Raw genomic sequence first — 24,884 nt, 5'->3', positions numbered from 1 at the left:
CGCTCGATGTCTGTCCTGCTGATCAGCCGATCAGCGCACGCGCGGACCGCCGAACGGCAGCGGCGGCGGGGGACGGCGCGAACCGCGGGGCAGCTGTGCCTGATAGGCGCGTCCGCAGTGCTCGACGCAATAGGGGAAGCCGGGGTTCACCTTGTCGCCGCAGAAGTGGAAGTCCGGTTCGCCCGGATGGCCCATCGGCCAGCGACAGATACGGTCGCTGAGGTCGAGCAGGCTGGTCTTGTCGGCGATCTCGGCGCTCGGCTTGGCGGGCACCAGACGACGCGGCGGCGCGGGGGGGATCGGCTGCTGCTGGTCGCCGGGGCCCTGACGCAGGAAGCCGCCGGGGCCGACCGAGACGATGCGCGGCTGCGGCGCAGGGGCCGGAGCGCCATCCGCCGAAGCGGCGGGCGCGGGCTCTGCTGCACGCGGAGCGGGCTGCGGTGCCGGGCGCGGCGCGGCGGGGGCTGCGGGCGCCGGCTGCGGCGCGGCCGCCACGGGGCGCGGAGCAGGCTCCGGCGCCTCTGCGGGCTTGGCCTTCTTCGGCGCGGCGGGCGCGCTGGAGGTAGCCTTGGCCGGCTTCTCGTTCGCCTTGACCGGCGAAGGGCGCGCCTTGAGGCCGAGGCGATGCGCCTTGCCGATCACCGCGTTGCGGCTCACGCCGCCCAGTTCGTCGGCAATCTGGCTGGCGGTCGAGCCGCCTTCCCACATCTTCGTCAGCTTCTCGATTCGCTCGTCGGTCCAGCTCATCTGAATGTCGTTTCCGTTCCTGCACAGGGATGGCCGCGTGGTGCCGTCCCTTCGAATTCCTGTTATCCCCGGTAGCCGCAGGCGCGGCCCGGAGCCAATTTTTAGCGCGCCCGCTCGCCTATGGGCGCTTGCCTAAGGGACCGGTAGCCGATAGTCGCCCCATCATGGCCGAGCAAACAAATTCGACCGAGCTGCCGACCCCTTCCGGGATCGTCCAGCCCCGTCACTTTCCCGCGAAGGGCGAACCCCAGCTTCACCAGGTGAACTGGGAAGGGCTCAAGACCCTCTATATGAAGGAGGTGCGCCGGTTCTTCAAGGTGCAGACCCAGACGATCTGGGCTCCTGCGATCACCACGCTGCTGTTTCTGGTGATATTCACCGTCGCGCTGGGGCGTGGCGGGCGTGAAGTGCTGGGCGTGAACTTCGCAACCTTCATCGCGCCGGGCCTCATCGTGATGGGCATGATGAACAATGCCTTCGCCAATGCCAGCTTCTCGTTCCTGGCGGGCAAGATCCAGGGCACCATCATCGACTACCTGATGCCGCCGCTTACCGAAGGCGAACTGATGCTGGCGATGGTCGGCGCGGCGATGACCCGTGCGATCCTCGTCGGCCTCGCGCTGGCGCTGGCGATGGCGCTGTGGCCGGGTGTCGATCTTTCGGTCCATCACCCCTGGGCGGTGTTGTGGTTCGGGCTGAACGGCGCGGCGCTGCTGGCACTGCTGGGGCTGTTGTCGTCGATCTGGGCGGACAAGTTCGACCATAACGCGGCCGTCACCAACTTCATCATCCAGCCGCTCTCGTTGCTGTCGGGCACGTTCTACGTCATCGACAATCTGGCGCCCACGTTCCAGTCGATCAGCCGGGCGAACCCGTTCTTCTACGTGATTTCGGGCTTCCGCTTCGGCTTCCTGGGCGTCAGCGACATCGGCGATACCAATATGGCGGTGCTGCACGGGGCGATCGGCATCGGCGTGGCCAATGCCGTGCTGGCCTTCGTGACGTACCGCGTGCTGCGTTCGGGCTGGAAGCTCAAGGGCTGAGGCCGTCGTGAGGACCGCATAACAAAAAAGCCGCTCGGTAATCCGGGCGGCTTTTTCGTATCTGGCCTGAGTGTTGGCGTTTAATGCGCCATGCCGGGGCGCAATGGGTAGCGTCCGTCGATGAACGTCCCAAAGATCTCCGGCAGCGAAGGATGCTCCACCGGGCCGCCCTCGGCATCGGCGATGAGGTTCTGCTGGCTGACATAAGCGACATACGACGCCTCATCGCTTTCGGCGAGGAGGTGGTAGTACGGCTGCTCGCGCTGCGGACGCAGTTCGAGCGGGATGGATTCGTACCACTCGTCGGTATTGGCGAAGACCGGGTCGATGTCGAAGACGACGCCGCGGAATGCCTGGTTGCGGTGGCGAACCACATCACCGATCGCAAAGCGCGCACGGTTGGTGAGCGGCGCATCGATGATGCGTCCGGCCTGGGGGGAGAAGAAGGACGCCCTGTTCATGCCTGTGAATATAGGGATAGGGGGCAGTGCCGACAAGCAAACGCAAATTTTCTCCCCATTTTTTGAAACTTGGGGCTTGGCAAGGTCGAACAGGTGGGCTAACGGCGCGCTTCCAGTCGACCGGGCGAACATATTTCGCCAGTTTCACTTCTGCGGAGAGGTGGCAGAGTGGTCGAATGCGCTGCACTCGAAATGCAGTGTACGGGCAACCGTACCGTGGGTTCGAATCCCACCCTCTCCGCCACTTACCCATTCACCAGTGTTCATAGAAGACCGCCAAAAGGCGCGGTTTTCTGCGGTTATTCGGGTTGTCGTCAATCGCTCCTGTTCGTTGATATTCGCCTACAGCCCCGTTAAAACGTGGGGAACGGTGTGGGGAAAGTCCCGAGTGTGGGGAAGCTCCCTCTCATTGTGTGGGGAACTGGCATGGGCAAGCTGACTGCCAATGAAGTGAAAGCCGCGCTGACGAAGCCCGGAACCTATGGTGACGGCGACGGTCTTTTTCTGAAAGTTAGCAAGAGTGGAGGCGCAAGCTGGCTCCTGCGTGTCCAGCATGACGGCAAGCGGCGCGACATCGGCCTTGGCAGCGCCAAGCTGGTCACGCTGGCTGCGGCCCGAGCCAAGGCAGCCGAAGCCCGCAAGGCAACTCGCGAAGATGGCCGTGACCTAGTGGCCGAGAAACGCAAGGCTAAGGCCGAGTCTTGAGTAGCCCCTAGTTTTCTAGACGCCTTCTGCTTTCAAAATCTGCTGCCGTTCGAACTGGGCGGGTGACAGCATCCCGTTCCTGACCTGCTTGCGCACCGGATTGTAGAACATCTCGATGTAATCGAACACGTCCTGCCGGGCTTCCTCGCGTGTTTTGTAGGTGCGGCGCCGAATGCGCTCACGCTTGAGCGAGGAGAAAAAGCTCTCGGCGACGGCGTTGTCATGGCAGTTGCCGCGCCGGCTCATCGAATGCTCAAGATTGTGAGCCCGGATGAAGGCCGCCCAGTCCATGCTGGTGAACTGCGAGCCTTGATCCGAATGGATCAGCACCCGCTGCTTTGGCTTGCGCCGCCATACCGCCATATGCAGCGCCTGCAGCACCGCATCGGTGGTTTGCCTGCTCTGCATCGACCAGCCCACCACGCGGCGGGAATAGAGATCGATCACGACAGCCAGATAGGCAAAGCCCTCCAAGGTGCGGATGTAGGTGATGTCCGTCACCCAAGCCCGATCAGGAGCAGCGACGTCGAACTGGCGATCCAGAGTGTTGTCGACCGCCAGGGATGGCTTGCCGCCATAGCTCCCCGGTTGGCGTTTGTAGCCGATCTGCGCCTTGATACCCGCCAGCCTGGTCAGCCGGGCAACGCGGTTCGGGCAGCAGGTCTCGCCCTGATCCAGCAGGTCGTCGTGCAGCTTGCGGTAGCCATAGACCTTACCGCTGTCGTTCCAGGCTTGCCGGATCAACTCTGTCTGCCGAGCGTCTTCCTGGGCCCGCGTGCTCAGTGGGCTCTTCTGCCAAGCATAGAAACCGCTGGGCTGGATGCGCAGGCACCGACAAACTCCGAACTGGTCACGATGCTCGGCAACAAATGCGTATCTCACTTTGCATCCCTGGCGGAATGAAATCACCAAAGGTGAAATACGCGGTGGCTTTTTTTAGGATGTCGCGCTCCTCGGTCACCCGGGCCAGATCGCGCTTCAGCTGGCGGATCTCGGCATCCTTGCTGGCATCGCCAGACACAACCTTCGCCAGTTGTCGCTTCCAGGCATACAGCGAATGCTGACTGACGCCGAGCCGCTCGGATACCTCCGCTACCGGATACCCACGTTCCGTAATCTGGGCCACCGCATCACGCTTGAACTCATCGCTGAAATTGGACTTCCCCATCGTCGTCTCCTGTCCTCAAAATTAGGATAGAAGGCGTCCAGAAATCTAGGGGCTACTCAGTCGGCCTCGACTGCGGAGCACAACGCATTTGCGCTGACCTCCGAACAACCCCGCAGTCATCTCCTTCAGCCCGGCGCACAGACCTTGTCGATTGTGTCCAGCAGCGGTGCTGCCCAGGCCAGCGTAGCAGTTGTATCCTGACGGCTCAGCTTGCCATGCGCGAGGGAAGAGCAAGGCACGTAACGCTCAGTCGCGGAACTGGTCGGGGAACTGCTGGGCGATGCGTTGATTGGTGTCGGCGTCGACGCCGCTCGGCGCAATGGACTGCACGACGCGCAGATCAGCATCAGCGCGGGCAGCAACAGCTTCAGATATGACGACATTGGCCTGCTCCTGATGGGTAAGTTCGGTCTCGGCTGCGGCCTTACCGCTCGCCAGATCGGCAGTGGTTGGTTCGGCTTTTGCGCCGAACCAACCCTTTACCGCTCCGACGACCAGCGCAAGGATAGCGGAGAGCCAGGTCATGCGGTCTCGCCGGTGACCGAACCGAAGATCTGTTCGTAGATCTTCTGCACCACGTAGACGAAGGCACTCTTCAGGCTGGCCAGCAGGCCAGAGATGCCGCCGTTGGCGACGAAGGCATTCCATGCTTCCTGCGCTGCCAGCAGCACGGCCGCGAACTTTTCATAGCCGGTGCCGGTAGTGTGGCTGGCGGCCGAGATCAGGTTGGCGATTGCGGTGCCGAGGGTAGTCTCCTTGATGCGCGCGACCAGCAGGTCGAGAGCCTCCTCGCCGACCACCTTCACGTAGGCAAAGGCGGAGCTCGCGAACTGCTTGGCTTCGGTGACAATGGTCTGAATCACTTCTTCGGCAACGTTCTCGACGGTTTCGATGATGCTCATGGTGTTACTCCGGAGGGGCAGGGGGGACGTTGACGCCGGCCGCCGTGCCCTCATTGGCAGCGGGGCGTTGAGAGGTGGCAGGCACGCGCAGGATGCCGATCAGGCCCCCGGTGATGGTGCCGAGGCCAAAGGCCTCGAGCCTGCCGATGAGTTGCGGCACGAAGCATGAGGCGAGCAGCGCGGCGACGAACACGACGACCAGCGTGATCAGGGTCGCGAGGTAAGCCCAGAACTGGTAGCGATCGCTGAAATGGTCGTTCATGCCCAGGCGCTCCACCAGGGCGTTCCAGCGAGAAAGCTGGCGCTCCGATTTTCCCAGCCGTGAAGGTATTTGCGATCGGGGTCATTCGGCCCCTCGTCGTTGGCGATGCGCTCATAATAAGCATCGCGCACGTCGGCCCATTCCTGCGCCGCGCGGGCTTCCGAACGCTGCGCCAGCCATACTGTATATAGGACAGCGCCCGCTCGTCGTTGCTCAGAACCTGCGTCTGGGCACCTTGGCGGAACGGATCTTCGCTGCCTATGCGGACGGCAAGATCTCGCTCGACGAGGCCTCTGCCTATGCTGCAACCGAAGACCGTGATCTGCAAATGGCGGCATGGCTGCATTTCGCAGGAAAGCAGTCCTGGGAGCGCACGGCGGCAAAGGTCCGCGCCTACCTGAAGGTTGGCGATGCCGAGCTCGATCGGCTGCTGCGATTCGTCGGCGTGGAAGAATACCGAGCCGCTGAAGGACGTTTCGAGCTCGATCTGTTCGCCGATGGTCCGGAGCGCGGTCGCGTGGTCGACGAGGGCATTTTGCGCCAGATGGCCGAGAACAAGCTGGCCCATGTCCGCGAGGATACGCTTCGTCAACAAAACGGTGATGATCGGTTGGACGCCAAGGTTGAGGTTCCATTTGCGCTGCTCGGTGACCACGGCGATGAGAGCGATGGCGGCGAGGATCTGTGCTGTCTGCCATTCCCTAGGGCGTCGGCTTGCGGCATAGCGCCGAAACCATGTCCGATACGCCCGACCATACCCCCAGCCTGTTTTCTGCCAGCAATCTGGCCGAGGCCGACGCCGCCAACGAGCTGATGCGTCTTGCCCGCCAGATCGCGCGGGCCAATCGCAAGTACCATGCCGAGGATGCGCCCGAGATTTCGGACGCCGAGTATGACGCGCTGGTGCGCCGCAATGCCGAACTGGAAGCGACCTATCCGCATCTGGTGCGGCCCGACAGTCCGGCAAACACGGTGGGCCACGAGGTTGCGTCCTCGCCGCTCGGCAAGGTGCGCCACGAGGTTCGGATGATGAGCCTCGATAATGCCTTTGCCGATGAGGAAGTGGCCGAGTTCCTCGCGCGCGTGCGCCGGTTCCTGTCGCTGCCCGCCGATGCGCCGCTGGCCGTGACGGCGGAGGACAAGATCGACGGCCTCTCCTGCTCGCTGCGTTACGAGCACGGCAAACTGGTGCGCGCCGCGACGCGCGGCGACGGGCAGGTGGGTGAGGATGTGACGGCCAACGTCGCGCATATCGCGGACATCGTGCAGGAACTGGTCGGTGACGATATTCCGGACGTCTTCGAGGTGCGCGGCGAAGTCTATATGGAGAAGGCCGCGTTTCTCGCGCTCAACGCCTCCTTGATGGACGAGGCGCGCGCCGAGGCTGAGCGCAAGGGCGAGGCGTTCGACGAGGATGCGGCGGCGAAAGTCCGCCAGTTCGCCAACCCGCGCAACGCCGCCGCCGGATCGCTGCGCCAGAAGGATGCCTCGGTCACGGCCAGGCGCCCCTTGCGCTTCTGGGCGCACGGCTGGGGCGCGGCGAGTGCCGTTCCGGGCGAGAGCCAGCACGCGGTGATCCGCCGGATCGAGAGCTGGGGCCTGCCGGTCTCGCCGCAGTTCCAGCTGTGTCACTCGCTGGACGAGATGCTGGCCGCCTATCGTGCGATCCGTGATGGGCGCGCCGCCCTGCCGTTCGAGATCGACGGCGTGGTCTACAAGGTGGACAGCCTTGCGTATCAGGGGCGTCTCGGTTTCGTGGCCAAGGCGCCGCGCTGGGGGCTGGCGCACAAGTTTCCCGCCGAACGCGCCGAGACAACGCTGGAATCGATCGACATTCAGGTCGGCCGCACCGGCAAGCTGACGCCGGTCGGGCGGCTGAAGCCGGTGCTGGTCGGCGGTGTCACCGTTACGAACGTGACGCTGCACAATCGCGACGAGATCGTGCGCCTCGGCGTGCGTCCGGGCGACCGGGTGGTGCTCCAGCGCGCGGGCGATGTGATCCCGCAGGTGGTGGAGAACGTGACCCGTGACGAGGTGCGCGAGGCTTACATGTTCCCCGATCACTGCCCGGAATGCGGCAGCGAAGCGGTGGCCGAAGAGGGCGAGGTCGACGTGCGCTGCACCGGCGGGCTGATCTGCCCGGCCCAGCGCACCGAGCGCCTCAAGCACTTCGTCAGCCGCGCCGCGCTCGATATCGAGGGGCTGGGCGAGAAGACCATCGACGAGTTCTTCAAGGCCGGCTGGCTGGAAAGCCCCGCCGATATCTTCCGCCTGAGGAAGCGCCGGGACGACATCCTTGCGCTCGATGGCTGGAAGGACAAGTCTGTGGACAACCTGTTGGCGGCGGTGGAAAACAAGCGCAGTCCCGATGCCGCGCGGCTGCTGTTCGGCCTCGGCATCCGCCATGTCGGCGCAGTGACCGCGCGCGATCTTCTCAAGCGTTTCGAGACACTTCCCGCACTACGCCATCTGGTCGAAGCTGCGCATGTGAAAGAGGGCGAGGAGGCTGGAGACGCGGCAAGCGGCGCTTATGCCGAACTGATCTCGATCGACGGCGTGGGGCCTGTGGTGGTCAAGGCGCTGGGCGACTTCTTCCACGAGGCACACAATCTGGAAGTGTGGAACGACCTGCTTTCCGAAGTCACGCCGCCGCCCTATGTGGTGGAGACGAAGGAAAGCCCTGTCTCGGGCAAGACCGTGGTGTTCACCGGCAAGCTGGAGACGATGAGCCGCGACGAGGCCAAGGCGCAGGCCGAGCGCCTTGGTGCCAAGGCGGCAGGCTCAGTCTCGCCCAAGACCGATCTGGTCGTGGCCGGGCCGGGGGCAGGCTCGAAGCTGAAGAAGGCGGCGGACCTCGGCATCGAAGTGATCGACGAGGCGGTCTGGGCGGAGATCGTCAGGGCAGCGGGATAGCGACGACGGAGGCGCGGCGTGGGTTGGAAGTTGGTTATGCTCGTGCTCGTCATGACCATCGTAGGTCCGGCCATTGCGCAATCTGATCAATGTCTTGGCGACTTGACCTCACAACTGATCGCAGGCCGTTTTACCGGCTCCATCGACTGCGATCATAACCACCTGACGTGGCACCGACTGGGTCAGGTCCGGGCGGGCGCCTATTCGCGCTGTTCGATTATACCTTTCGGCTGAAACCGGCGTGCGCCGGGTGTGCCGTGCATGGTGGCTGTCGCATCGTCGTGGTGGAGCGCCGTGGAGGCGCCGGGGAGCGTTATCTGGGACAGTATGGCCCTTTGCAGATGGGCGCGGTTGCCGCGATCCGGGCTAACCGTCTCTGGTTTCACGCTGCCTCGGGTGCGCAGGCCACGGAGATCGCCTTTACACGCGCAGGGCCACCGCAGAGTATTCTCTACGACGGCGAGGTTCTGTCGTTCCACCGTTGAAGGCGAGGGGCGTTATTCCTTGCGGCCCTGGCGTTCGTGCAACTGGCGATAGTGCTGGACGCGGGTGGCGCGCAGGCCTGCCATGCCCTCGCGCTCGATGGCGCGCTGCCAGGAGGCGAGTTCCTCCAGCGTCAACTGATAGCGTTCGCAGGCCTGCGAGACGGTCAGCAGGCCGCCGTTCACCGCCGCGACCACTTCCGCCTTGCGACGCACCACCCAGCGCGATGTGTTAACCGGTGGCAGGGTCTCCAGCGAGAGTTCCTCGCCGTCCGGGCCGATGATCGCGGCTGGCCCGGGCGCTGTTGCTGAAAAATTTCCGGCCTCGGCACCCTCGGCCCGGACCGTCTCCGTGTCTGGCATTTTCGACCTTTCGAGCTGTGGACAACAGCCCCCCTTGGCCAAAAGTCTTGCTTGCGGGAGTTAAGATGGGCTTGCCTTAATTGGTTAACATTTGCCTGGGCGGATTTGCGGAGCCCGTTGCGTTAAATGGCCGGAATCCAGGGCTGCGGCGAAGGGAATCGTTTACGGCTCGTTAACCTGTCTTAACTAGCGTCGCGATCATGGAAATATTCAACGCCCTCAATGATCCTTGCGTGATACCTGCCAAAGCGTCTCCCATGACAGGGCAGGGCGTGCAGGCAGGGGCTGGCGCCCGTGTAAATGCCGTAAACCCGACAATTCGAGCAATTGCCCGCCATGTCTCCGGAGAAGGCTGTCTGTTTCTGGTCTCGCGTGGTGACTTGCAGCCCGGCGAGGCGCTGTTGGTGAGCGTGGCAACGTTCCCGGCGGTGCGTGGCGTGGTACGCTGGGTGCTGGAGGACCGTCTCGGCTTCGCGTTCCGTCAGGTTCTGCCCGAGGGCATGGAGCATGCGCTGGCCGATCAGGCCCGCGCAGGGTTGCCGGTCACGCTGGAGCGATGTTGAGGACAGGGTCTGTTCGGGCAGGCATTCAGGGCAGCGGAAGGCTCAGACCTTCGATCGTTTGCGCAGCCACAGGATCGACCAGTCGCCGTTGACGGTACGCGCTGCAAGGCGGAGGCCCGCGCGGCGGCAGGCGGCGCGCACGGAGGCTTCCTGCGTTTCGAGCAGGCCGGCCAGCACCAGATGGCCGCCCGGAACCAGCGCCTTGCCGAAATCGGGGGCGAGGCTGACTAGCGGCCCTGCAAGGATATTGGCGATCACCAGATCGTAAGGCCCGCGCCCCTCGATCAGCGGGTGCTCCATGCCGTCGGCGACGGTCATCACCAGTTGCCCGGCGCCCGCACCCATCGGCACATGGTTGGCCTCGGCATTGTCCTCGACCACGGTCACGCAGACCTGATCGATGTCGCTGGCGAGCGCGAGGGCGCGCGGCCACAGCTTCATCGCCGCGAAGGCGAGCAGCCCGGTGCCGGTGCCGATATCGGCCATGTTGCGCACGATTACGCCCTGCCGCTTCATGTGCGTGAGCATGGCAAGGCAGCCAGCCGTGGTGGCGTGCTGGCCGGTGCCGAAAGCCTGGCTGGCGGGAATCTCGAAATCGACGACGCCCGGCTCGTCAGCCGCGGGATGCTCGGGCGTGTGGACATGGAAGATCCCGGCGCGGATCGGCTCGAGGCCTTCCTGGCTGGTGACGAGCCAGTCGGTCTCGGGTAGTTCCTCCACTTCCAGCTTGGGAGCCTTGGTGATGCCGGGAGCGTCCTTGAACAGCGCGCTGATCGCCTTCTTCTCGGCGGCTGTCGGCTTGCCTTCCAGCCAGGCTTCGAGGCGCCAGTCCTCGGGCTTGTCCTCGGCGATCTCGCAGCCGGACAGGACGATGCCGGGATCCCAGTCGAACGCTTCCTCATGCGCGACGAGGGCGGCTTCGATGACGAGGCGCGGGGCGTAGGCGGTGATCTTCCAGCTCATGTGCGGTTCCCTGCCGTCAGCCTCTCTCGCTGGCAAGCCGTTTCGTCAGCCGCTCGCCTGCTTCGCGCGCATAAGTGCGGCAGGCCGTGGGGTCATAGAGCGGCTTTTCGCCCGAAAGGCGCTCGAATTCGTCGCTCTGGCCGGGGTGCGGGGTGAGCAGGATGCCGCAGGGAAGGGCTGCCATCGTCGCGAGGCCACGGCGGGCAGCTGCCACGCGCTGGGGATGGTCGGTAAAGCGGTAGCCGTCTGCCGATATGGTCGAGGCGCTGTCGAGATAGGAGATCGTGCGGCACTGGTCCTTTTCGCACGATTGCCAGATCCAGCTCGTTGAGCCCGGCGCATGGACGGGCGTGGCATGCGGCGTGAAACTGAGGCTGCCCATGGTCACAGGCACACCATCGGTCAGCGTGCGGGTGACGTTGACCGGATCGAAGGGGGACAGATCGCCGGCCTGCGGATCGTCCTCTTCCGGCCTGCCGGTGGCGAGCACGCGGGCCTGAACGGGAAGCGCCGCGACAGTCGCCCCGGTCGCCCGCTGAAGCGCGGCGAGGCCGCCGACGTGATCGAAGTGATCGTGCGTCGCCAGGATCATCCGCACGCGGCGCGGCTCCCGGCCCAGCTTGCGGATATTGGCGAGCACCAGCGGCGCGGCGGCAGCAACGCCCGCGTCGATCAGCACGTCGCCCTGCGGCGAGGTGACGAGCAGGGCGGTAATGCCGCAAGTGCCTACATACCAGGTGTTGCCGTAGACCTTCACCGGCGGGGCGGGGTAGTCCCAGGCATCGTGCCCTTCGCAGGCCTTGAGCAGCGAGGGGGCCGTATCGTTTGGCGCGTTGTCTGCCGCCTCCTTTGGCGACTCGGGCGATTTGTCCTGTTGCGCTGCGGCGGATGCAATACCTGCGCCTGCCGTTGCGGCCAGAGCAAGGGCAGGGGCGAGCAAAAGCGCGGCAGGGCGCAGGCGAAGCGGGCGAGGGAGCGGAAACACCATGGTTTTGCGCCATACACCGGAAACCGGGGCATGAGCCAGCCGCAACCGAAAGCGCCGGAAATGCGCGCGAAACTTGCGTTCGGAACTTGCGCCATGGCGTGATTTGGCTAAGGGGACTTGAAAACAAAGGCGGTGCACAAGTGCCGCCGCTCTAGGTACAGGCTAAGGGGAATCGTACGCGCATGGCAAACGCCGGGACAAAGAACCGACCGCTTTCGCCCCATCTTCAGATCTGGAAGTGGGGTCCGCACATGTTCGTGTCGATCCTCCACCGCGTGAGCGGAGGCGCGACTTCGGTCGGCGGCCTCGCGTTGCTGCTGTGGTGGCTGGGCGCGCTGGCCGCAGGGCCGGACGCCTACGCGACGTTCAGCTGGGCGATGACCACCCCGATCGGCTATCTGGTGATGGTCGGCGTGAGCTGGGCCTTCTTCACCCACATGATGAGCGGCCTGCGCCACTTCGTGCTGGATATCGGTGCGGGCTTCGAACTGAAGAGCAACCGCTTCTGGTCGATCGTCTCGCCGGTGATGGGCGTGGTTCTCACGATCGCCTTCTGGGCGATCATCCTGCTTCGCTGACGGGGACAAGACAACATGGGTAACGGAACTTCCATCGGCCGCGTGCGCGGCCTGGGTTCGGCGAAGACGGGCGTCAGCCACTGGCTGGTCCAGCGCTTCACCGCCATCGGCAACCTGCTGCTCGGCCTCTGGCTGGTGATCTCGATCCTGCTGCTGCCGAACATGAGCTATGCGACGGTGATCGAGTGGATCGTCAAGCCGGTCCCGGCGATGGCCATCGCGCTGTTCGTCATCTCCACCTTCTGGCACGCACGCCTCGGCCTGCAGGTCGCCATGGAGGACTATGTCCATGAACACGGCAACAAGTTCGCGCTGGTTACGCTGCTGAACTTCCTTGCCTTCGCAGGCGCCGGTTTCGGCGTGTTCTGCATCATTCGCCTCGCGCTGGGAGCCCACGCCTGATGTCCGAGAATACCACGGGCTCTGCCTACAAGATCATCGACCACGTCTACGACACTGTTGTCGTCGGCGCCGGCGGTTCGGGCCTTCGCGCCACCATGGGGTCGGCCGAGGCCGGTCTGAAGACCGCCTGCATCACCAAGGTGTTCCCCACCCGCTCGCACACCGTTGCGGCGCAGGGGGGCATCGCGGCCAGCCTCAAGAACAACACGCCCGATCACTGGACCTGGCACATGTACGACACCGTCAAGGGGTCGGACTGGCTGGGCGACCAGGACGCGATCGAGTACATGGTGCGCGAAGCACCCGCAGCGGTCTACGAACTGGAGCACGCCGGCGTGCCCTTCAGCCGCAACGCGGACGGCACCATCTACCAGCGTCCGTTCGGCGGCCACATGCAGAACATGGGCGAAGGCCCGCCGGTGCAGCGCACCTGCGCCGCGGCCGACCGTACCGGCCACGCCATGCTGCACGCGCTCTACCAGCAGTCGCTGAAGTACGACGCGGACTTCTTCATCGAATACTTCGCGATCGACCTGATCATGGAGAACGGTGAGTGCCGCGGCGTGATCGCGCTGTGCCTCGACGACGGCTCGATCCATCGCTTCCGCTCGCAGGCCGTGGTGCTGGCGACCGGCGGCTATGGCCGCAGCTACTACACCGCGACCTCGGCCCACACCTGCACGGGTGACGGCGGCGGCATGGTGCTGCGTGCTGGCCTGCCGCTGCAGGACATGGAATTCGTCCAGTTCCACCCGACCGGCATCTACGGCGCGGGCGTGCTCATCACCGAGGGCGCACGCGGCGAGGGCGGCTACCTGACGAACTCCGAAGGCGAGCGCTTCATGGAGCGCTATGCTCCCTCGGCGAAGGATCTCGCCTCGCGCGATGTCGTCTCGCGTTCGATGGCGCTGGAAATCCGTGAAGGTCGCGGCGTCGGTCCGCACAAGGACCACATCTACCTGCACCTCGATCACATCGACGCCAAGGTGCTGGGCGAGCGTCTTCCGGGCATCACCGAGAGCGGCAAGATCTTTGCCGGTGTCGACCTGACCCGCCAGCCGCTGCCGGTGGTTCCCACCGTACACTACAACATGGGCGGCATTCCCTGTAACTATCACGGCGAAGTGGTCACCATCGGTGCCGACGGCAATCCGGACACCGTGGTGCCGGGCCTGTTCGCGGTGGGTGAGGCTGCCTGCGTTTCGGTCCATGGCGCCAACCGTCTGGGCTCGAACTCGCTGATCGATCTCGTGGTGTTCGGTCGTGCGACCGGTCACCGCCTCAAGGAACTGCTGACGCCGGGCAAGGCGCAGCCGGAACTGCCCAAGGATTCGGCGGATCTCGCGCTCACCCGTCTCGATCACTTCCGCTATGCGGACGGTGGCACCCCGACGGCGGAACTGCGCACCGAGATGCAGCGCAACATGTCGGCCCACGCCGCCGTGTTCCGCACCGACGAGCTGATGGCCGAGGGCAAGGCGGCGATCGCCGAGACCTACAAGAAGATGAGCGACATCAAGGTTACCGACCGTGGCCTGATCTGGAACTCCGACCTCGTCGAGACGATGGAGCTGGACAACCTGATCTCGCAGGCGACTGTCACGCTGCACGGCGCGCACGCCCGCAAGGAAAGCCGCGGCGCCCACGCGCACGAGGACTTCCCGAACCGCGACGATGCGAACTGGATGAAGCACACCGTGGGCTGGTTCGACGGCTGGGGCGGCAAGGGCGGCGACGTCCGTCTCGACTACCGCCGGGTCCACGAATACACGCTGACCGACGATGTCGAGTACATCAAGCCCAAGGCCCGCGTGTACTGAGGCTTTGTCCTGATTGACCTCGCGTTTCGCGAAAATGAAAAGGGCCGTCTCGCAAGAGGCGGCCTTTTTCGTTGCCCGGCGGTCAGGGCCGCAAGGGCAGGCTGATCCGCACGCTAAGACCCTGTTCGTTCCACTCGCGCGTTATCGTGCCGGAAGCGGTGGCGAGGAGGCGGTCGATGAGATCGCTGCCGAAGCCGCGATGCTCGGGTGCTGTGACAAGGGGCGGGCCGCCACGTTCTTCCCAGACGAGATCGAGCATACCTTCGTGCGCGGTCCAGTGCAGGTTCACCTCGCCATCGGAGCGGGAGATCGCGCCATACTTCACCGCGTTGGTCATCAGTTCGTGCGTGACCAGTGAGAGCGTGGAGAGATAGGTCTCCGGCAGGCTCACCCGGTCGCCGTGGACGCTGCACTGGCTGTAGTAGGGCTGAAGCACTGAAATCAGCAGCGTTTGCAGATCGAGCTGGGCGAAATCGCTGCCCCGCGCGGCATTGTCCGAGAATACCGCGTCGAACGATCGCCAGATCGCTTCCACCTTGGCGCGGAACAGCGCCATCGGCGATTTGCTACCGCCGCTCCCCCGCGCCTCGCGCTCAGCGAAGTGAGACAGGCTGGAGACGACCGAGAACAGGTTCTTGATCCGGTGCGCGATCTCGCGCGCCATCAGCTTTTCGCGGGCGACCGCTTCTTCGAGCTGGCGTTCGAGCAGCGTCGTCTCTGTGACGTCGCGCGAGACGCACAGGATGGTGGACGTGGCGCCATTCGTATCGAGGACGGGGGTCAGCAGATTGTCCCAGTAAAACACCAGCCCGTTGAACTCGCTGCGGCCGGAGAAGCGGGCCACATGGCCTGCGCGCGCCCTTTCCAGCGCCGCCTCGGCTGCCGCCTGGATTTCGGGCGGGAGCAGCGGCGCCCACGGCATGCCGAAGCCCGATGCGGGATCGACGCCCAGAGCAAGGCAGCCTGCGCGGTTCATCGTGACGAGATTGCCGTCCGGCGCGATGACCTTGATGCAGTCCGGCGTGGTATCCAGCATCGCGCGCTGGAGATCGGCTAACGAGGTTGTGCTGGTGGAAGGCGCCGAATGCGGCGCCGCCAGAGGCGTTGTGCCCGAATTTTCCATATGCGGCAGGCCTCCCAAGGCTTCCGAGGATGGCCGTTCAAGCTAACACGGCACTAATCGGCTGCAAGTCTTTCTGCGCATTTCGGATGGCGGGTGGTATGTTTTGTGACGGATGGCGCGGAAACCCCGTGCCGTGATGGACGTTGCACTGGGGAACCGACCTCATATTCCATCGGAGATTGCGCATGGTGCAGATGCACATGGACCCCACTCTCGATCCCTCGCTCGATGCCGATCCGCTGGTATCAGCCGCCGCGCGCGAGCCTTCCGGCTGGGCCTGGGTGCTCGCCTACGGGATCGTTCTGTTGCTGATCGCGCTGGCGGTACTGGTCGAACCGGCCATTGCGGGTGTTGCCGCCGGGCTCGTGATCGGGCTGGTGCTGACGCTTTACGGTATCGCCGCCATTGCCTCGGGCTTCACCGCGATGTCCAGCCGCGCGCGCTGGATCGAGATCGGCCTTGGCGTCGTCGCGCTGATCGCGGGGCTGGTCTCGCTGTTCAATCCGCTGGCTGGCGCGGTCTCGCTGGTCTGGGCGATCGGCGTGTGGCTGCTGGTGACGGGCGTTCTGCAACTGGCCGCAGGGTTCAGGGCGCGTCACGATCGCGGCTGGCGCATCGGCATGGGCGTGCTCGATGTTCTTCTCGGGCTGATCCTGATGTTCGCAGGGCCGCTGGTGAGCCTCGCCTTTCTGGCCGGGATCGTCGCGATCACGCTGGGCGTGCGCGGGGTGTTCCTGCTGGTGGTCGCGCGCGACATGCGCAAGGGCCTGCCGCTCTGAGATAACCGCTTTAGAGATAACGACGGATGGCGAGCGACCCGAAGGAGAGTACGGACCGCCGCACGCAACTGGCGGCGGACCGTACACTGCTCGCCTCGGAACGGACTTATGCGGCGTGGATGCGAACGGGGCTGGCCGCGCTGGCCTCGGGCGTGGGGGCGAAAGCGCTGCTCGATGGCGAGATCGCACATTGGCTGGCCACGGCGACGGCTGTTCTCCTGCTGGCCTTCGCGGGGTTCTGTTTCGTGGCAGGCGTGTGGCGCGAGATCGGCGGCGCCGTGCCACGGCCGCGCACGGACATGGCGCGCCTGCCGACATGGTTGCTGCTCGGCTTCAACGGCTTTCTGGTGCTGGTCTGCGCCGCTGTGCTGGTGGGCGTGCTCGTGCGTTGAGCGGGCGGAATTGGCCTGACGTCAGCTTGGTGAGCGAGCCCGGCGCTCCTCATTCTTGGCGGCGTCCGCCCGTTCGGCCTTGGCCTTCTTCGCGGCCTTCTCGCGGTCTTCCTTCTCGAACTTCGCCTTGTATGCCGCGATCACCCTGGGCGTGGCGGGAGAGGCGGGGTAGGCGCAGTGGCGCGCTTCGCCAAGGCCCTTGAGGAACCCGCGCCGGGCAAGTCCCGCCTGGATCGCAGCGGTCACTTCGTCATCGTGCTTGCGCGCGCCGGAGACTTCCCGAACGAGGCCGCGGAACGGGATGAACGAGGCGACGACATATTTCGCGACGCGGGTGGCGCTGATGCGGTCGCGCTCCTCCTGCGGCAGATCGAGATCGGGGCCGAGAATATCGTCGAGGGCATCCACGGCGGCGGTGATACTGGTGCAGTTGTTCAGACCATCCCGGTCATAAGGTTTGGTCTCCGCCTCGATCAGCAACTGGGGAATCTTGCGCTGGTCGAGGTTGAGATCGTTGACCGGGGTCTTGGCGACATCCATTGCATCGGGTGAGCGATCGGTGATCGGGCGCTGATCGGCAGCGTTGGCCGCAGGCGCGATAAGCAGCCCCAGAGCGGCAGCCGCTCCCCCTGCGGCACCGACGAACTTGCGCATGGTAGTCACATTGTCTCCTGTAGGCGGCCAACCGGTTCCGCACCCTGTCTCATGAGGCGGCCTGTCTCATGACGCGAACGTGTCGCAGGCGTCCTCGTTCCCGGTGTCGAGCCCGCGCTTCAGCCACTCCATGCGCTGGGCGCTGGTGCCGTGGGTGAAGCGCTCGGCGTTCACGGTCTGCCCGGCATTGCGCATCAGCGTATCGTCGCCGATGGCGCTGGCGGCGCGCATACCTTCCTCCATGTCGCCCGGCTCGATCAGATCGCGGTTGCGCGCGGCCCAGACGCCCGCATAGCAATCCGCCTGAAGTTCCATGCGCACCTGTAGCGAATTGGCGGCCTGCGGGTTTGCCTGCTGCTCGCGGCGGACCTTGGTGTCGAGCCCGGTCAGGTGCTGGACGTGGTGGCCGTATTCATGGGCCATCACATAATAGCGCGCGAAATCGCCCTTGGCGCCGAGCTGCTGCTGAAGTTCGTCGTAGAAGCTGGTGTCGATCCAGATGCCCTGATCCGCCGGGCAGTAGAACGGCCCCATCGCCGCCTGCGCCACGCCGCAGCCGGACCGATCGGTGCCGTTGTAGAAGTGCAGGGTGGGTTGGTCGAAGGCGATGCCGGCCTGCCTGAAGCGCGGCTGCCAGGTCTGGTTGAGCGAATCGAGCGCGTTGCAGGCTTCGGTCGCATAGGCGTTCTGGGTGCAGATCTTTGTAACGTCGGTGGTTCCGGCAGCCGGAGCGGAGGAAGGCGACTGGCCGCCGCTGCCGCCTTGTGTGGCCGTCTGGACGCTCTCGATCGTGCCGAGCATCTGCTGCGGGTCGACGCCGAACACGACCGCGCCGATCAGCACCAGTACCAGTGTGCCGCAGCCCAGCTTGCCCCCGCCGCCACCGGGAAAGCCGCCTCCGCCGCCTTCACCCTGGCTGACGCGAATGTTCGCCGGATTGAACTGATTGAGCCGCATATTCGTGTCCCCGCCTGATCCGCCTGACCCTGTGATCGGGACTCTAGCCGAGCTCGGTCGCGCTGTAATCCCCGCGCGCCGTTTTTGCTCCCGTCCCGCTGGTGGGACGCAAAATGCGATGGATCGAGTGCGAAGCGCACTCCATGCAACGCAAAACGGCAGTTGCATGCCTGACAAGTGCGATGGAATGCGCTTATAGAACGACCATGCGAGGGCATACGGGCAACGAGGGGCAGTATTTCGGCAGCACCGCAAGGCGTGGGCTGCGGGGACTTGCTGTCGCGGTTCTTGCCGCTGCCCTGACGGCGAGCGGATCGCTTTCCGCCGGTCCACGCATCGACAGGGGCGGCCGGGATATCGAAGCGCGCCTGCTCGCCGATATTCGCGTGCTTGCCAGCGATGACTTCGACGGCCGCAAGCCGGGCACGAAGGGCGAGACAAAGACGCTCCATTATCTCGGCAAGGAATGGTTCGACATCGGCCTCGTCTCGGGGACCAATGATCCGGGGAACGAGTGGTTCGCGCCGGTAACGCTGCTGGTGCGCGAGCCTGCCGTTTCCACCGCACGCTTCTGGCGCAAGGGGCGGGCGATGCCGTTCGATCGCAAGTCCGTTCTGGCGCTGACCTGGGGTAAACGCGCGATGGTGAGCCGTGCGCCGTTGCTGTTCGTCGGGCACGGGCAGGGGAGTGAACTGACCCGCGCCGAACTGGCGGGACGGGTCGCGCTGCTGCTCGATGGCGACGGTACGGATGGCAGCCGCCAGAACATGCTGCTGCAAAAGGGCGCGGCGGCGGTGCTGACCGTGCTCGACGGGCACCGCACGCTGGCCGATGTGGCGGCGCGCCGTGAGCGCTCGGGCTATGCCTTGGCCGACGAGGGGCTCGACAGCGATATCGAGGCTTACGCCACGCGCGAGGGCGTGACCGAGTTGCTCGCTCACGCGGGTCTTTCGCTCCAGAAGCTGGAAGCGAAAGCAGCGACCCCGGGCTTCGTGCCGCGCGTGCTCGACATTGCGGTCTCGCTGGAGGCGACGACGACCGAGACGACGATCCACACCCATAACCTGATCGGCAAGCTGCCGGGGCGCGATCCCACGCAAGGGGCGGTGCTGTTTCTGGCGCACTGGGATCACTTCGGCGAGTGTGCCGCTGCAGGGGCGCCGGATCGGATCTGCAACGGTGCGGTTGACAATGCCAGCGGCGTGGCGGCGCTCACCGAAGTCGCCCGCCAGCTTGCCAAGGGGCCGCAGCTCGATCGCGATATCTATTTCATGGCGACCACGGGCGAGGAATCCGGGCTGCTGGGCGCCCATGCCTTTGCCGACAATCCGCCGATCCCGCTCGATCGCTTCGTGGCGGCCTTCAACATCGATTCGCCCGCCATCGCACCGCACGGCACACCGTTTGCAATCGTCGGGCGCGGGATGACTGCGCTCGATCCCGAGATCGAAAAGGTGGCGAAGGCGCAGAAGGTGAAGATCGTCCAGAACGACGATGCCAACGAATATGTGCGCCGTCAGGATGGCTGGGCGCTGCTCCAGCACGATGTGCCTGCGGTGATGGTGACGACGGCCTATGGCGAACTGTCGCGCCTGCGTGCCTTCTTCGAGGGGCCGTATCACCGCCCGATCGACGATGTGGCGCATCTGGGGCCGCTGGGTGGGGCGGCGGACGATACCGTGATGCTGGCGGCGCTGGGGCGCTGGTTCGGCGATGCGCAGCCCTATTCGCCCACGACGTCCGACAGTGTGCCCGCGTCTCCGGCAACTGCCGCTGCAATCGGAGCATCCACGTCTTCCGCAAACGCGAAATGAGGGTCTAGCCTCTGGCGGTATCTTTGATTACATGGCTCGCCACGATTCTCCCCCGCAAGATTTAGGTGGCGCACATGGATATCCCTCTCGGACTCACTTTCGACGACGTTCTGCTGCGTCCTGCCAAGTCCGAGATCGTGCCCACCCAGGCCGATACCCGCACCCGCCTGACCCGTTCGATCAGCCTGAACATTCCGGTCGTCTCCTCGGCGATGGATACTGTGACCGAGGCCGACATGGCCATCGTCATGGCGCAGCTGGGCGGCATCGGCGTGCTTCACCGCAACCTCACCATCGAAGAGCAGTGCGCTGCCGTCCGCGCGGTCAAGCGCTTCGAGAGCGGCATGGTCGTCAACCCGATCACCATCTCGCCCGACGCCACGCTGGGTGAAGCGCGCGCCCTGATGATGACGCACAAGATCAACGGCATCCCGGTGGTCGAAGGCTCGGGCAAGCTCGTGGGCATCCTTACCAACCGCGACGTGCGTTTCGCCGCCAATCCCGGTCAGCCGGTGCGCGAACTGATGACGCATGAGAACCTCGCCACCGTGAAGGTTGGCGTCGGTTCGGAAGAGGCGCGCCGTCTGCTGCATGCCCGCCGCATCGAGAAGCTGCTGGTGGTGGACGATGCCTTCAAGTGCGTAGGCCTCATCACCGTCAAGGACATCGAAAAGGCCGTCACCTACCCCGACGCGACCAAGGACGAGGCTGGGCGCCTGCGCGTTGCCGCTGCAACCACCGTGGGCGACAAGGGCTTCGAGCGCACCGAGGCGCTGCTCGCCGCCGAGTGCGACGTTGTCGTGATCGATACCGCGCACGGCCATAACGCCGATGTCGCCCGCGCGGTCGAGCGCGTGAAGAAGCTGTCGAACAACGCCCAGGTCATCGCCGGTAACATCGCGACGGCAGAAGCCGCCAAGGCGCTGATCGACGCAGGTGCGGACGGCGTGAAGGTGGGCATCGGGCCGGGCTCGATCTGCACCACGCGCATCGTTGCCGGTGTCGGCGTGCCGCAGCTCACCGCGATCATGGACGCGGCAGAGGAAGCCGCCAAGGCAGGCATCCCGGTGATCGGCGATGGCGGTCTGCGCACCTCGGGCGATGCCGCCAAGGCGCTCGCCGCCGGTGCCTCGACCGTGATGATCGGCTCGATGCTGGCAGGCACCGAGGAAGCGCCGGGCGAGACCTTCATCTATCAGGGCCGCGCCTACAAGTCGTATCGCGGCATGGGTTCGGTCGGCGCGATGGGCCGTGGCTCGGCGGACCGCTACTTCCAGGGCGACATCAAGGACCAGATGAAGCTGGTGCCCGAGGGTATCGAGGGGCAGGTCGCCTACAAGGGACCGGCCAAGGACGTGATCCACCAGCTGGTCGGCGGCATCAAGGCGGCGATGGGCTATACCGGCTCTGCCACCATCGAAGACCTCAAGGGCGCGCAGTTCGTGCGTATCACCAACGCCGGTCTTCGCGAGAGCCACGTCCACGACGTGACGATCACTCGCGAAGCGCCGAACTACCCCTCGCGCTGAAAGTAGTCCGGGCATGACCCCCGCCGCGCGTGTTCAGGCGGCGATCGAGGTGCTTGACCTCGTGATCGCCGCTGCCCGCTCGAACGGGGCACCTGCCGACAGGCTGATTACCGAGTGGTTCCGCGCCCGTCGCTGGGCGGGCAGCGGAGACCGCCGTGCCGTGCGCGAGCTGGCCTATCGTGCGATCCGCGCCTGCGGTGAAGTGCCGGTTTCGGGCCGCGCGGCGATGCTGCGGGTGGCCGAGAGCGATGCCGCACTGGCAGCGCTGTTCGATGGCTCCCGCCATGCCCCGGCGACGCGTGCTGTGGGGGACATGATCGCCAGCGAGGGTATTGCGCCAGGCTGGCTGGTCGAGGCGCTGGCGGAGAGCGGGATTTCCGGCGCCGATGCCGCAGCCTTGCTTGACCGTGCCCCGCTGGACGTTCGCGTGAACCCGCTGCGCGAAGGCGCGGTGCCCGAGGGCGGTGAGCCGGTCGCGGCGGCGCATGGCCTGCGCTACCCCCCCGACACCCGCATCGAACAGAGCGAGGCCTATACTTCGGGTCGGATCGAGGTGCAGGATGCCGGATCGCAACTGACCTGCGAGGTCGTGGCGGCACGCCCCGGCGAGATCGTGATCGACCTGTGCGCAGGGGCGGGCGGCAAGACGCTGGCGCTGGCAGCGGCGATGGACAATCGCGGCACGCTGATCGCAGCGGATACCGACCGCGCCCGCCTGCAACGCCTGCCGCCGCGTGCCGAGCGGGCGGGCGTGGCCAATGTCGAGACCGTGCTGCTCAACCCCAATCGCGAGGGCGAGGCACTGGCGCGCTTCACCGGTGCCGCCGATGCGGTGCTGGTCGATGCGCCGTGTTCGGGCACCGGCACCTGGCGCCGCAACCCCGAGGCGCGCTGGCGGCTGACACCGGCGCAGATCGAGCGCTATGCCACGATCCAGCAGCGGTTGCTGGGCATTGCGGCGCGGCTGGTGAAGCCGGGCGGACGGCTGATTTTCGTGACCTGCTCGTTACTCGATGCCGAAGGGCAGACCCGCGCTGCGCAGTTCCTCGCCGAGCATCCGGGCTGGCGTGCGGAGATGCCGCATCTGCCCGCCGGAACGCCGTGCGGAGACGGTGTGCGATTGTCTCCGGCCCATGACGGAACCGACGGCTTTTTCGTCGCACGCTTCGTCAGGCTATGATAGCGTTTCGGTCATGAAGAGGATCTCGCCCTCGGCCAAGGACCTGTTGATGCGCTATACTCCCGTTGCCGTCGCACTTTCTCTCGCGATCGCGATGACGTCTTCCGTTTCGCTTTCGGCGCCGCCCGAAACGCTCGACCCGCGTGTTGTCAGCCTGCTCGATCAGGGGCGTGCGGATGAGGCTGCGGGAGATCATGATGGTGCGGTGAGCGCTTACGAGGCAGCGCTGACGGTGCAGCCGGGCAGTGCCACCGTGCTGGTCGCGCTGGCAGGTGCCACGCGCGAGACCGGCATGACCGGCAAGGCGCTGCATTACTATCGCGATGCGCTGGCCCGCGATCCGCGTAATCTCGCGGCGATTTCGGGCGAAGGCGTGACGTTGGCCGAGAAGGGCGCGACCGACAAGGCCCGGGCTTCGCTGGCCCGGCTGGAAAACCTGTGCGGCAAGGACTGTGCAGGCACGCGCGAGGTAACGGCAGCGATTGCGCGCGGCGCCACGGCGCCCAAGATGGCGGTCGATGCCGGTGCGGTGTCGCGCCCTGCGGTCACGGACAACTGACCGAGGCGCAGCGGCGCCGATTTACCTGACATTGTGCCGATGTAACTGACATTGGAGGGGCGCTGATCCTCTCCGTTCGTGTCGAGCGTCGTCGAGACACGGTAGCGCTGCTGTGTCTCGACTACGCTCGACACGAACGGGGTGGGCAATCGGGGCAGGAGTTGCCCCGATTGCTGCTGAACTTGTTCAGATCAGCGCGCGGAACTCATCGAGCACGGCGCGGTAGACGCGCTTCTTGAAGGGTACGATCAGCTCGGGCAGCAGATCGGGCTCGATCCACTTGAATTCGCAGAATTCGGCAGGCTTGTGGGCTTCGAGGTCGATGGCGTCATCGGTGCCGTCGAAGCGGGCAAGGAACCAGGTCTGGCGCTGGCCGCGATAGCGCCCCTTCCACAGCTTGCCGATCAGCACGTCCGGCAGATCGTAGAGCAGTTCCTCGCGCGTGCGGGACAGGATGGTGACATTCTCTTCGCGAACGCCGGTCTCTTCCCACAGTTCGCGCAGCGCTGCGTCCTTGAGGTCTTCGCCCTCGTCGACACCGCCCTGCGGCATCTGCCAGAAATCGCCCTCGCGGTTGTCGATCCGCTTGCCGACGAAGACCTTGCCGGAAGCATCGACAAGCATCACGCCCACGCAGGGGCGGTAAGGCAGAGTCGCGAAGTCAGTCATGGTAGAGAGTATGTCCTTGAAATAGGGGGATGCTGCGCGGAAGGGGCGACGATACGGGCTCGGCGCTTGGATCGTCGGGGCGAAGCATGCCGTGAAAATGGCGCATGTGTATCCGGTTGACCAGATCGTTTTGCGAGCGCGGCGATGAATTATCGCTCAGCCGTGGCCTTGCTGCCACCGGGGGAGGCGGCTGCATCGATCTTCTGGAACAGCGCGGCGGCGCCGAAGGCCCAAGCGGTTCCTGCCAGCAATCCTGCCGCCACGTCGCTGGGCCAATGGACGCCCAACCACACCCGGCTCCAGGCGATGGCGAAGCTCAGCAGCACGGCGCCTGCTACAAGTCCCCAGCGCAGCGCGCGGCCTTGCGAGAACGCGCCGAAGACCAGCGCCATGGTGATATAGAGCAGCGCCGAATTCAGGCTGTGCCCGCTGGGAAAGCTCGATCCGCTGGCATGGACCAGATGCGGCACGATCTGCGGGCGCGGCCGTTCGACGGCGAATTTCACCAGCAGGCCGAACAGCGAGCCGCTGACGATCGTCAGCAGGAAGCGGATCGCGGCGTGGCCGCGTTTCAGTCGCCACAGCACCAGCGCTGCCGCTACCGTGATGATCGAGCGCAGCAGCACACCGCCCAGCGCGGTGAGGCTGACGGCCAGACCGTATAGCGCGTAAGGCCCGGTGGGCAGCAGGTGGGCGTCACGCCAGACCAGCATGCCCGTCACGTCGAAGCCGATCAGGGCGTTGCTGGCGATCCCGGCGGCGATCACCGCAAAGGCGATCCAGCAGACGATGGCGATGAGCTTGGCCTGCTTGCGCGAGAGCAGCGGGTCGGCGAGGTGTGGGGCGGGCATGAAAAGGGTAAGGTCCG

At 65.3% G+C, this 24,884-nt stretch carries 30 protein-coding genes, 1 tRNA gene and 1 pseudogene; 17 read left to right on the top strand and 15 right to left on the bottom strand.

Annotated features, from left to right (window positions below; translation table 11 throughout):
* Positions 1–30: 30 nt before the first annotated feature.
* Positions 31–747 (bottom strand): GcrA family cell cycle regulator, encoded by a 717-nt coding sequence (locus AC3EC3_RS07195; protein ID WP_488488912.1) that lies wholly within the window; start codon positions 745–747, stop codon positions 31–33.
* A gap of 164 nt (positions 748–911) precedes the next feature.
* Here AC3EC3_RS07195 and AC3EC3_RS07190 point away from each other — a divergent pair, with 164 nt between their 5' ends.
* The gene (locus tag AC3EC3_RS07190; RefSeq protein WP_488488911.1) at positions 912–1,790 is read left to right on the top strand and encodes an ABC transporter permease; all 879 of its coding nucleotides are present in this window, start codon (positions 912–914) and stop codon (positions 1,788–1,790) included.
* Between the two features lie 80 nt (positions 1,791–1,870).
* Here the strand turns inward: AC3EC3_RS07190 and hspQ are convergent, their stop codons facing one another.
* On the bottom strand, positions 1,871–2,251 hold the full coding sequence (gene hspQ, locus AC3EC3_RS07185) for a heat shock protein HspQ (RefSeq protein ID WP_488488910.1): 381 nt from the start codon (positions 2,249–2,251) through the stop codon (positions 1,871–1,873).
* Positions 2,252–2,405: 154 nt separating this feature from the next.
* Between hspQ and AC3EC3_RS07180 the strand changes: the two genes are divergently transcribed.
* Both AC3EC3_RS07180 and AC3EC3_RS07175 read left to right on the top strand, forming a co-directional pair.
* Positions 2,406–2,495, top strand: a tRNA-Ser gene (locus AC3EC3_RS07180).
* Between the two features lie 182 nt (positions 2,496–2,677).
* Positions 2,678–2,956: an Arm DNA-binding domain-containing protein gene (locus tag AC3EC3_RS07175; RefSeq protein WP_488488909.1), complete on the top strand. Its 279-nt coding sequence runs from the start codon at positions 2,678–2,680 to the stop codon at positions 2,954–2,956.
* A gap of 15 nt (positions 2,957–2,971) precedes the next feature.
* On the opposite strand, the pseudogene AC3EC3_RS07170 reads toward AC3EC3_RS07175, so the two are convergent.
* The 5 genes and pseudogenes from AC3EC3_RS07170 to AC3EC3_RS07150 all read right to left on the bottom strand — a co-directional run bounded on the left by AC3EC3_RS07170 (position 2,972) and on the right by AC3EC3_RS07150 (position 5,419).
* Positions 2,972–4,124: pseudogene (locus tag AC3EC3_RS07170) on the bottom strand (IS3 family transposase).
* A 246-nt stretch (positions 4,125–4,370) separates the two neighbouring features.
* Entirely contained in the window at positions 4,371–4,649 is a 279-nt protein-coding gene (locus AC3EC3_RS07165) for a hypothetical protein (protein ID WP_488488908.1), read from the bottom strand.
* Entirely contained in the window at positions 4,646–5,026 is a 381-nt protein-coding gene (locus AC3EC3_RS07160) for a hypothetical protein (RefSeq protein WP_488488907.1), read from the bottom strand. Before AC3EC3_RS07160 ends, AC3EC3_RS07165 begins: the two co-directional genes overlap by 4 nt.
* Positions 5,027–5,030: 4 nt before the next feature.
* Positions 5,031–5,288 carry a hypothetical protein gene (locus AC3EC3_RS07155; RefSeq protein WP_488488906.1) on the bottom strand — a complete coding sequence of 86 codons (258 nt, stop codon included), beginning with the start codon at positions 5,286–5,288 and terminating at the stop codon, positions 5,031–5,033.
* On the bottom strand, positions 5,285–5,419 hold the full coding sequence (locus AC3EC3_RS07150; RefSeq protein WP_488488905.1) for a hypothetical protein: 135 nt from the start codon (positions 5,417–5,419) through the stop codon (positions 5,285–5,287). Before AC3EC3_RS07150 ends, AC3EC3_RS07155 begins: the two co-directional genes overlap by 4 nt.
* Positions 5,420–5,523: 104 nt before the next feature.
* Here AC3EC3_RS07150 and AC3EC3_RS07145 point away from each other — a divergent pair, with 104 nt between their 5' ends.
* From AC3EC3_RS07145 to AC3EC3_RS07130, 4 genes are all read left to right on the top strand, one after another.
* Entirely contained in the window at positions 5,524–6,102 is a 579-nt protein-coding gene (locus tag AC3EC3_RS07145) for a hypothetical protein (protein ID WP_488488904.1), read from the top strand.
* Entirely contained in the window at positions 6,024–8,201 is a 2,178-nt protein-coding gene (gene ligA / locus AC3EC3_RS07140; RefSeq protein ID WP_488488903.1) for an NAD-dependent DNA ligase LigA, read from the top strand. Before AC3EC3_RS07145 ends, ligA begins: the two co-directional genes overlap by 79 nt.
* A 102-nt stretch (positions 8,202–8,303) precedes the next feature.
* On the top strand, positions 8,304–8,435 hold the full coding sequence (locus tag AC3EC3_RS07135) for a hypothetical protein (protein WP_488488902.1): 132 nt from the start codon (positions 8,304–8,306) through the stop codon (positions 8,433–8,435).
* 23 nt (positions 8,436–8,458) lie between these two features.
* Entirely contained in the window at positions 8,459–8,686 is a 228-nt protein-coding gene (locus tag AC3EC3_RS07130) for a hypothetical protein (protein WP_488488901.1), read from the top strand.
* A 12-nt stretch (positions 8,687–8,698) separates the two neighbouring features.
* Here AC3EC3_RS07130 and sciP read toward each other — a convergent pair whose 3' ends face one another.
* On the bottom strand, positions 8,699–9,046 hold the full coding sequence (gene sciP, locus AC3EC3_RS07125; RefSeq protein WP_488488900.1) for a CtrA inhibitor SciP: 348 nt from the start codon (positions 9,044–9,046) through the stop codon (positions 8,699–8,701).
* A gap of 257 nt (positions 9,047–9,303) precedes the next feature.
* On the opposite strand from sciP, the gene AC3EC3_RS07120 reads away from it, so the two are divergent.
* Positions 9,304–9,609, top strand: a complete 306-nt coding sequence (locus AC3EC3_RS07120) for a PilZ domain-containing protein (protein ID WP_488488899.1) — start codon at positions 9,304–9,306, stop codon at positions 9,607–9,609.
* A 42-nt stretch (positions 9,610–9,651) separates the two neighbouring features.
* Here the strand turns inward: AC3EC3_RS07120 and AC3EC3_RS07115 are convergent, their stop codons facing one another.
* Positions 9,652–10,572, bottom strand: coding sequence for a 50S ribosomal protein L11 methyltransferase (locus tag AC3EC3_RS07115; protein WP_488488898.1), 921 nt, complete (start codon positions 10,570–10,572; stop codon positions 9,652–9,654).
* 16 nt (positions 10,573–10,588) lie between these two features.
* The gene (gene bla / locus AC3EC3_RS07110) at positions 10,589–11,560 is read right to left on the bottom strand and encodes a subclass B3 metallo-beta-lactamase (RefSeq protein ID WP_488488897.1); all 972 of its coding nucleotides are present in this window, start codon (positions 11,558–11,560) and stop codon (positions 10,589–10,591) included.
* Positions 11,561–11,742: 182 nt separating this feature from the next.
* Between bla and sdhC the strand changes: the two genes are divergently transcribed.
* From sdhC to sdhA, 3 genes are read left to right on the top strand one after another with little or no spacing between them, the layout of a single operon-like run.
* On the top strand, positions 11,743–12,138 hold the full coding sequence (sdhC, locus tag AC3EC3_RS07105) for a succinate dehydrogenase, cytochrome b556 subunit (protein ID WP_260923935.1): 396 nt from the start codon (positions 11,743–11,745) through the stop codon (positions 12,136–12,138).
* Positions 12,139–12,153: 15 nt separating this feature from the next.
* On the top strand, positions 12,154–12,540 hold the full coding sequence (sdhD, locus tag AC3EC3_RS07100; RefSeq protein WP_488488896.1) for a succinate dehydrogenase, hydrophobic membrane anchor protein: 387 nt from the start codon (positions 12,154–12,156) through the stop codon (positions 12,538–12,540).
* Entirely contained in the window at positions 12,540–14,360 is a 1,821-nt protein-coding gene (gene sdhA / locus AC3EC3_RS07095; RefSeq protein ID WP_488488895.1) for a succinate dehydrogenase flavoprotein subunit, read from the top strand. Before sdhD ends, sdhA begins: the two co-directional genes overlap by 1 nt.
* Before the next feature lie 82 nt (positions 14,361–14,442).
* Here sdhA and AC3EC3_RS07090 read toward each other — a convergent pair whose 3' ends face one another.
* The gene (locus AC3EC3_RS07090) at positions 14,443–15,483 is read right to left on the bottom strand and encodes a sensor histidine kinase (RefSeq protein ID WP_488488894.1); all 1,041 of its coding nucleotides are present in this window, start codon (positions 15,481–15,483) and stop codon (positions 14,443–14,445) included.
* 185 nt (positions 15,484–15,668) lie between these two features.
* On the opposite strand from AC3EC3_RS07090, the gene AC3EC3_RS07085 reads away from it, so the two are divergent.
* Together AC3EC3_RS07085 and AC3EC3_RS07080 are read left to right on the top strand one after the other, a co-directional pair.
* On the top strand, positions 15,669–16,262 hold the full coding sequence (locus tag AC3EC3_RS07085; RefSeq protein ID WP_488488893.1) for an HdeD family acid-resistance protein: 594 nt from the start codon (positions 15,669–15,671) through the stop codon (positions 16,260–16,262).
* A 26-nt stretch (positions 16,263–16,288) separates the two neighbouring features.
* The gene (locus tag AC3EC3_RS07080) at positions 16,289–16,654 is read left to right on the top strand and encodes a YidH family protein (RefSeq protein WP_488488892.1); all 366 of its coding nucleotides are present in this window, start codon (positions 16,289–16,291) and stop codon (positions 16,652–16,654) included.
* Between the two features lie 21 nt (positions 16,655–16,675).
* Here AC3EC3_RS07080 and AC3EC3_RS07075 read toward each other — a convergent pair whose 3' ends face one another.
* Both AC3EC3_RS07075 and ypfJ read right to left on the bottom strand, forming a co-directional pair.
* Complete coding sequence (locus tag AC3EC3_RS07075; protein ID WP_488489224.1) at positions 16,676–17,308, bottom strand: hypothetical protein; 633 nt, start codon at positions 17,306–17,308, stop codon at positions 16,676–16,678.
* 66 nt (positions 17,309–17,374) lie between these two features.
* Positions 17,375–18,265: a KPN_02809 family neutral zinc metallopeptidase gene (ypfJ, locus tag AC3EC3_RS07070; protein WP_488488891.1), complete on the bottom strand. Its 891-nt coding sequence runs from the start codon at positions 18,263–18,265 to the stop codon at positions 17,375–17,377.
* A gap of 206 nt (positions 18,266–18,471) precedes the next feature.
* Between ypfJ and AC3EC3_RS07065 the strand changes: the two genes are divergently transcribed.
* The 4 genes from AC3EC3_RS07065 (at position 18,472) to AC3EC3_RS07050 (ending at position 23,347) form a co-directional block, all read left to right on the top strand.
* Positions 18,472–20,079 carry a M28 family metallopeptidase gene (locus AC3EC3_RS07065; protein WP_488488890.1) on the top strand — a complete coding sequence of 536 codons (1,608 nt, stop codon included), beginning with the start codon at positions 18,472–18,474 and terminating at the stop codon, positions 20,077–20,079.
* Positions 20,080–20,153: 74 nt separating this feature from the next.
* Entirely contained in the window at positions 20,154–21,608 is a 1,455-nt protein-coding gene (guaB, locus tag AC3EC3_RS07060; protein ID WP_260923915.1) for an IMP dehydrogenase, read from the top strand.
* A gap of 13 nt (positions 21,609–21,621) precedes the next feature.
* Positions 21,622–22,788, top strand: coding sequence for an RsmB/NOP family class I SAM-dependent RNA methyltransferase (locus AC3EC3_RS07055; RefSeq protein ID WP_488488889.1), 1,167 nt, complete (start codon positions 21,622–21,624; stop codon positions 22,786–22,788).
* Positions 22,789–22,801: 13 nt separating this feature from the next.
* Positions 22,802–23,347 (top strand): tetratricopeptide repeat protein, encoded by a 546-nt coding sequence (locus AC3EC3_RS07050; RefSeq protein WP_488488888.1) that lies wholly within the window; start codon positions 22,802–22,804, stop codon positions 23,345–23,347.
* Between the two features lie 186 nt (positions 23,348–23,533).
* On the opposite strand, the gene AC3EC3_RS07045 is transcribed toward AC3EC3_RS07050, so the two are convergent.
* Positions 23,534–24,016: an RNA pyrophosphohydrolase gene (locus tag AC3EC3_RS07045; RefSeq protein WP_488488887.1), complete on the bottom strand. Its 483-nt coding sequence runs from the start codon at positions 24,014–24,016 to the stop codon at positions 23,534–23,536.
* Between the two features lie 149 nt (positions 24,017–24,165).
* On the bottom strand, positions 24,166–24,867 hold the full coding sequence (locus tag AC3EC3_RS07040; RefSeq protein WP_488488886.1) for a phosphatase PAP2 family protein: 702 nt from the start codon (positions 24,865–24,867) through the stop codon (positions 24,166–24,168).
* Between the last annotated feature and the right edge of the window lie 17 nt (positions 24,868–24,884).

It is taken from the genome of Novosphingobium sp. BAM6 (assembly GCF_057784955.1).
Note: the sequence above shows the minus strand (reverse complement) of the source record. Positions and strands in the feature narration are given on the sequence as shown.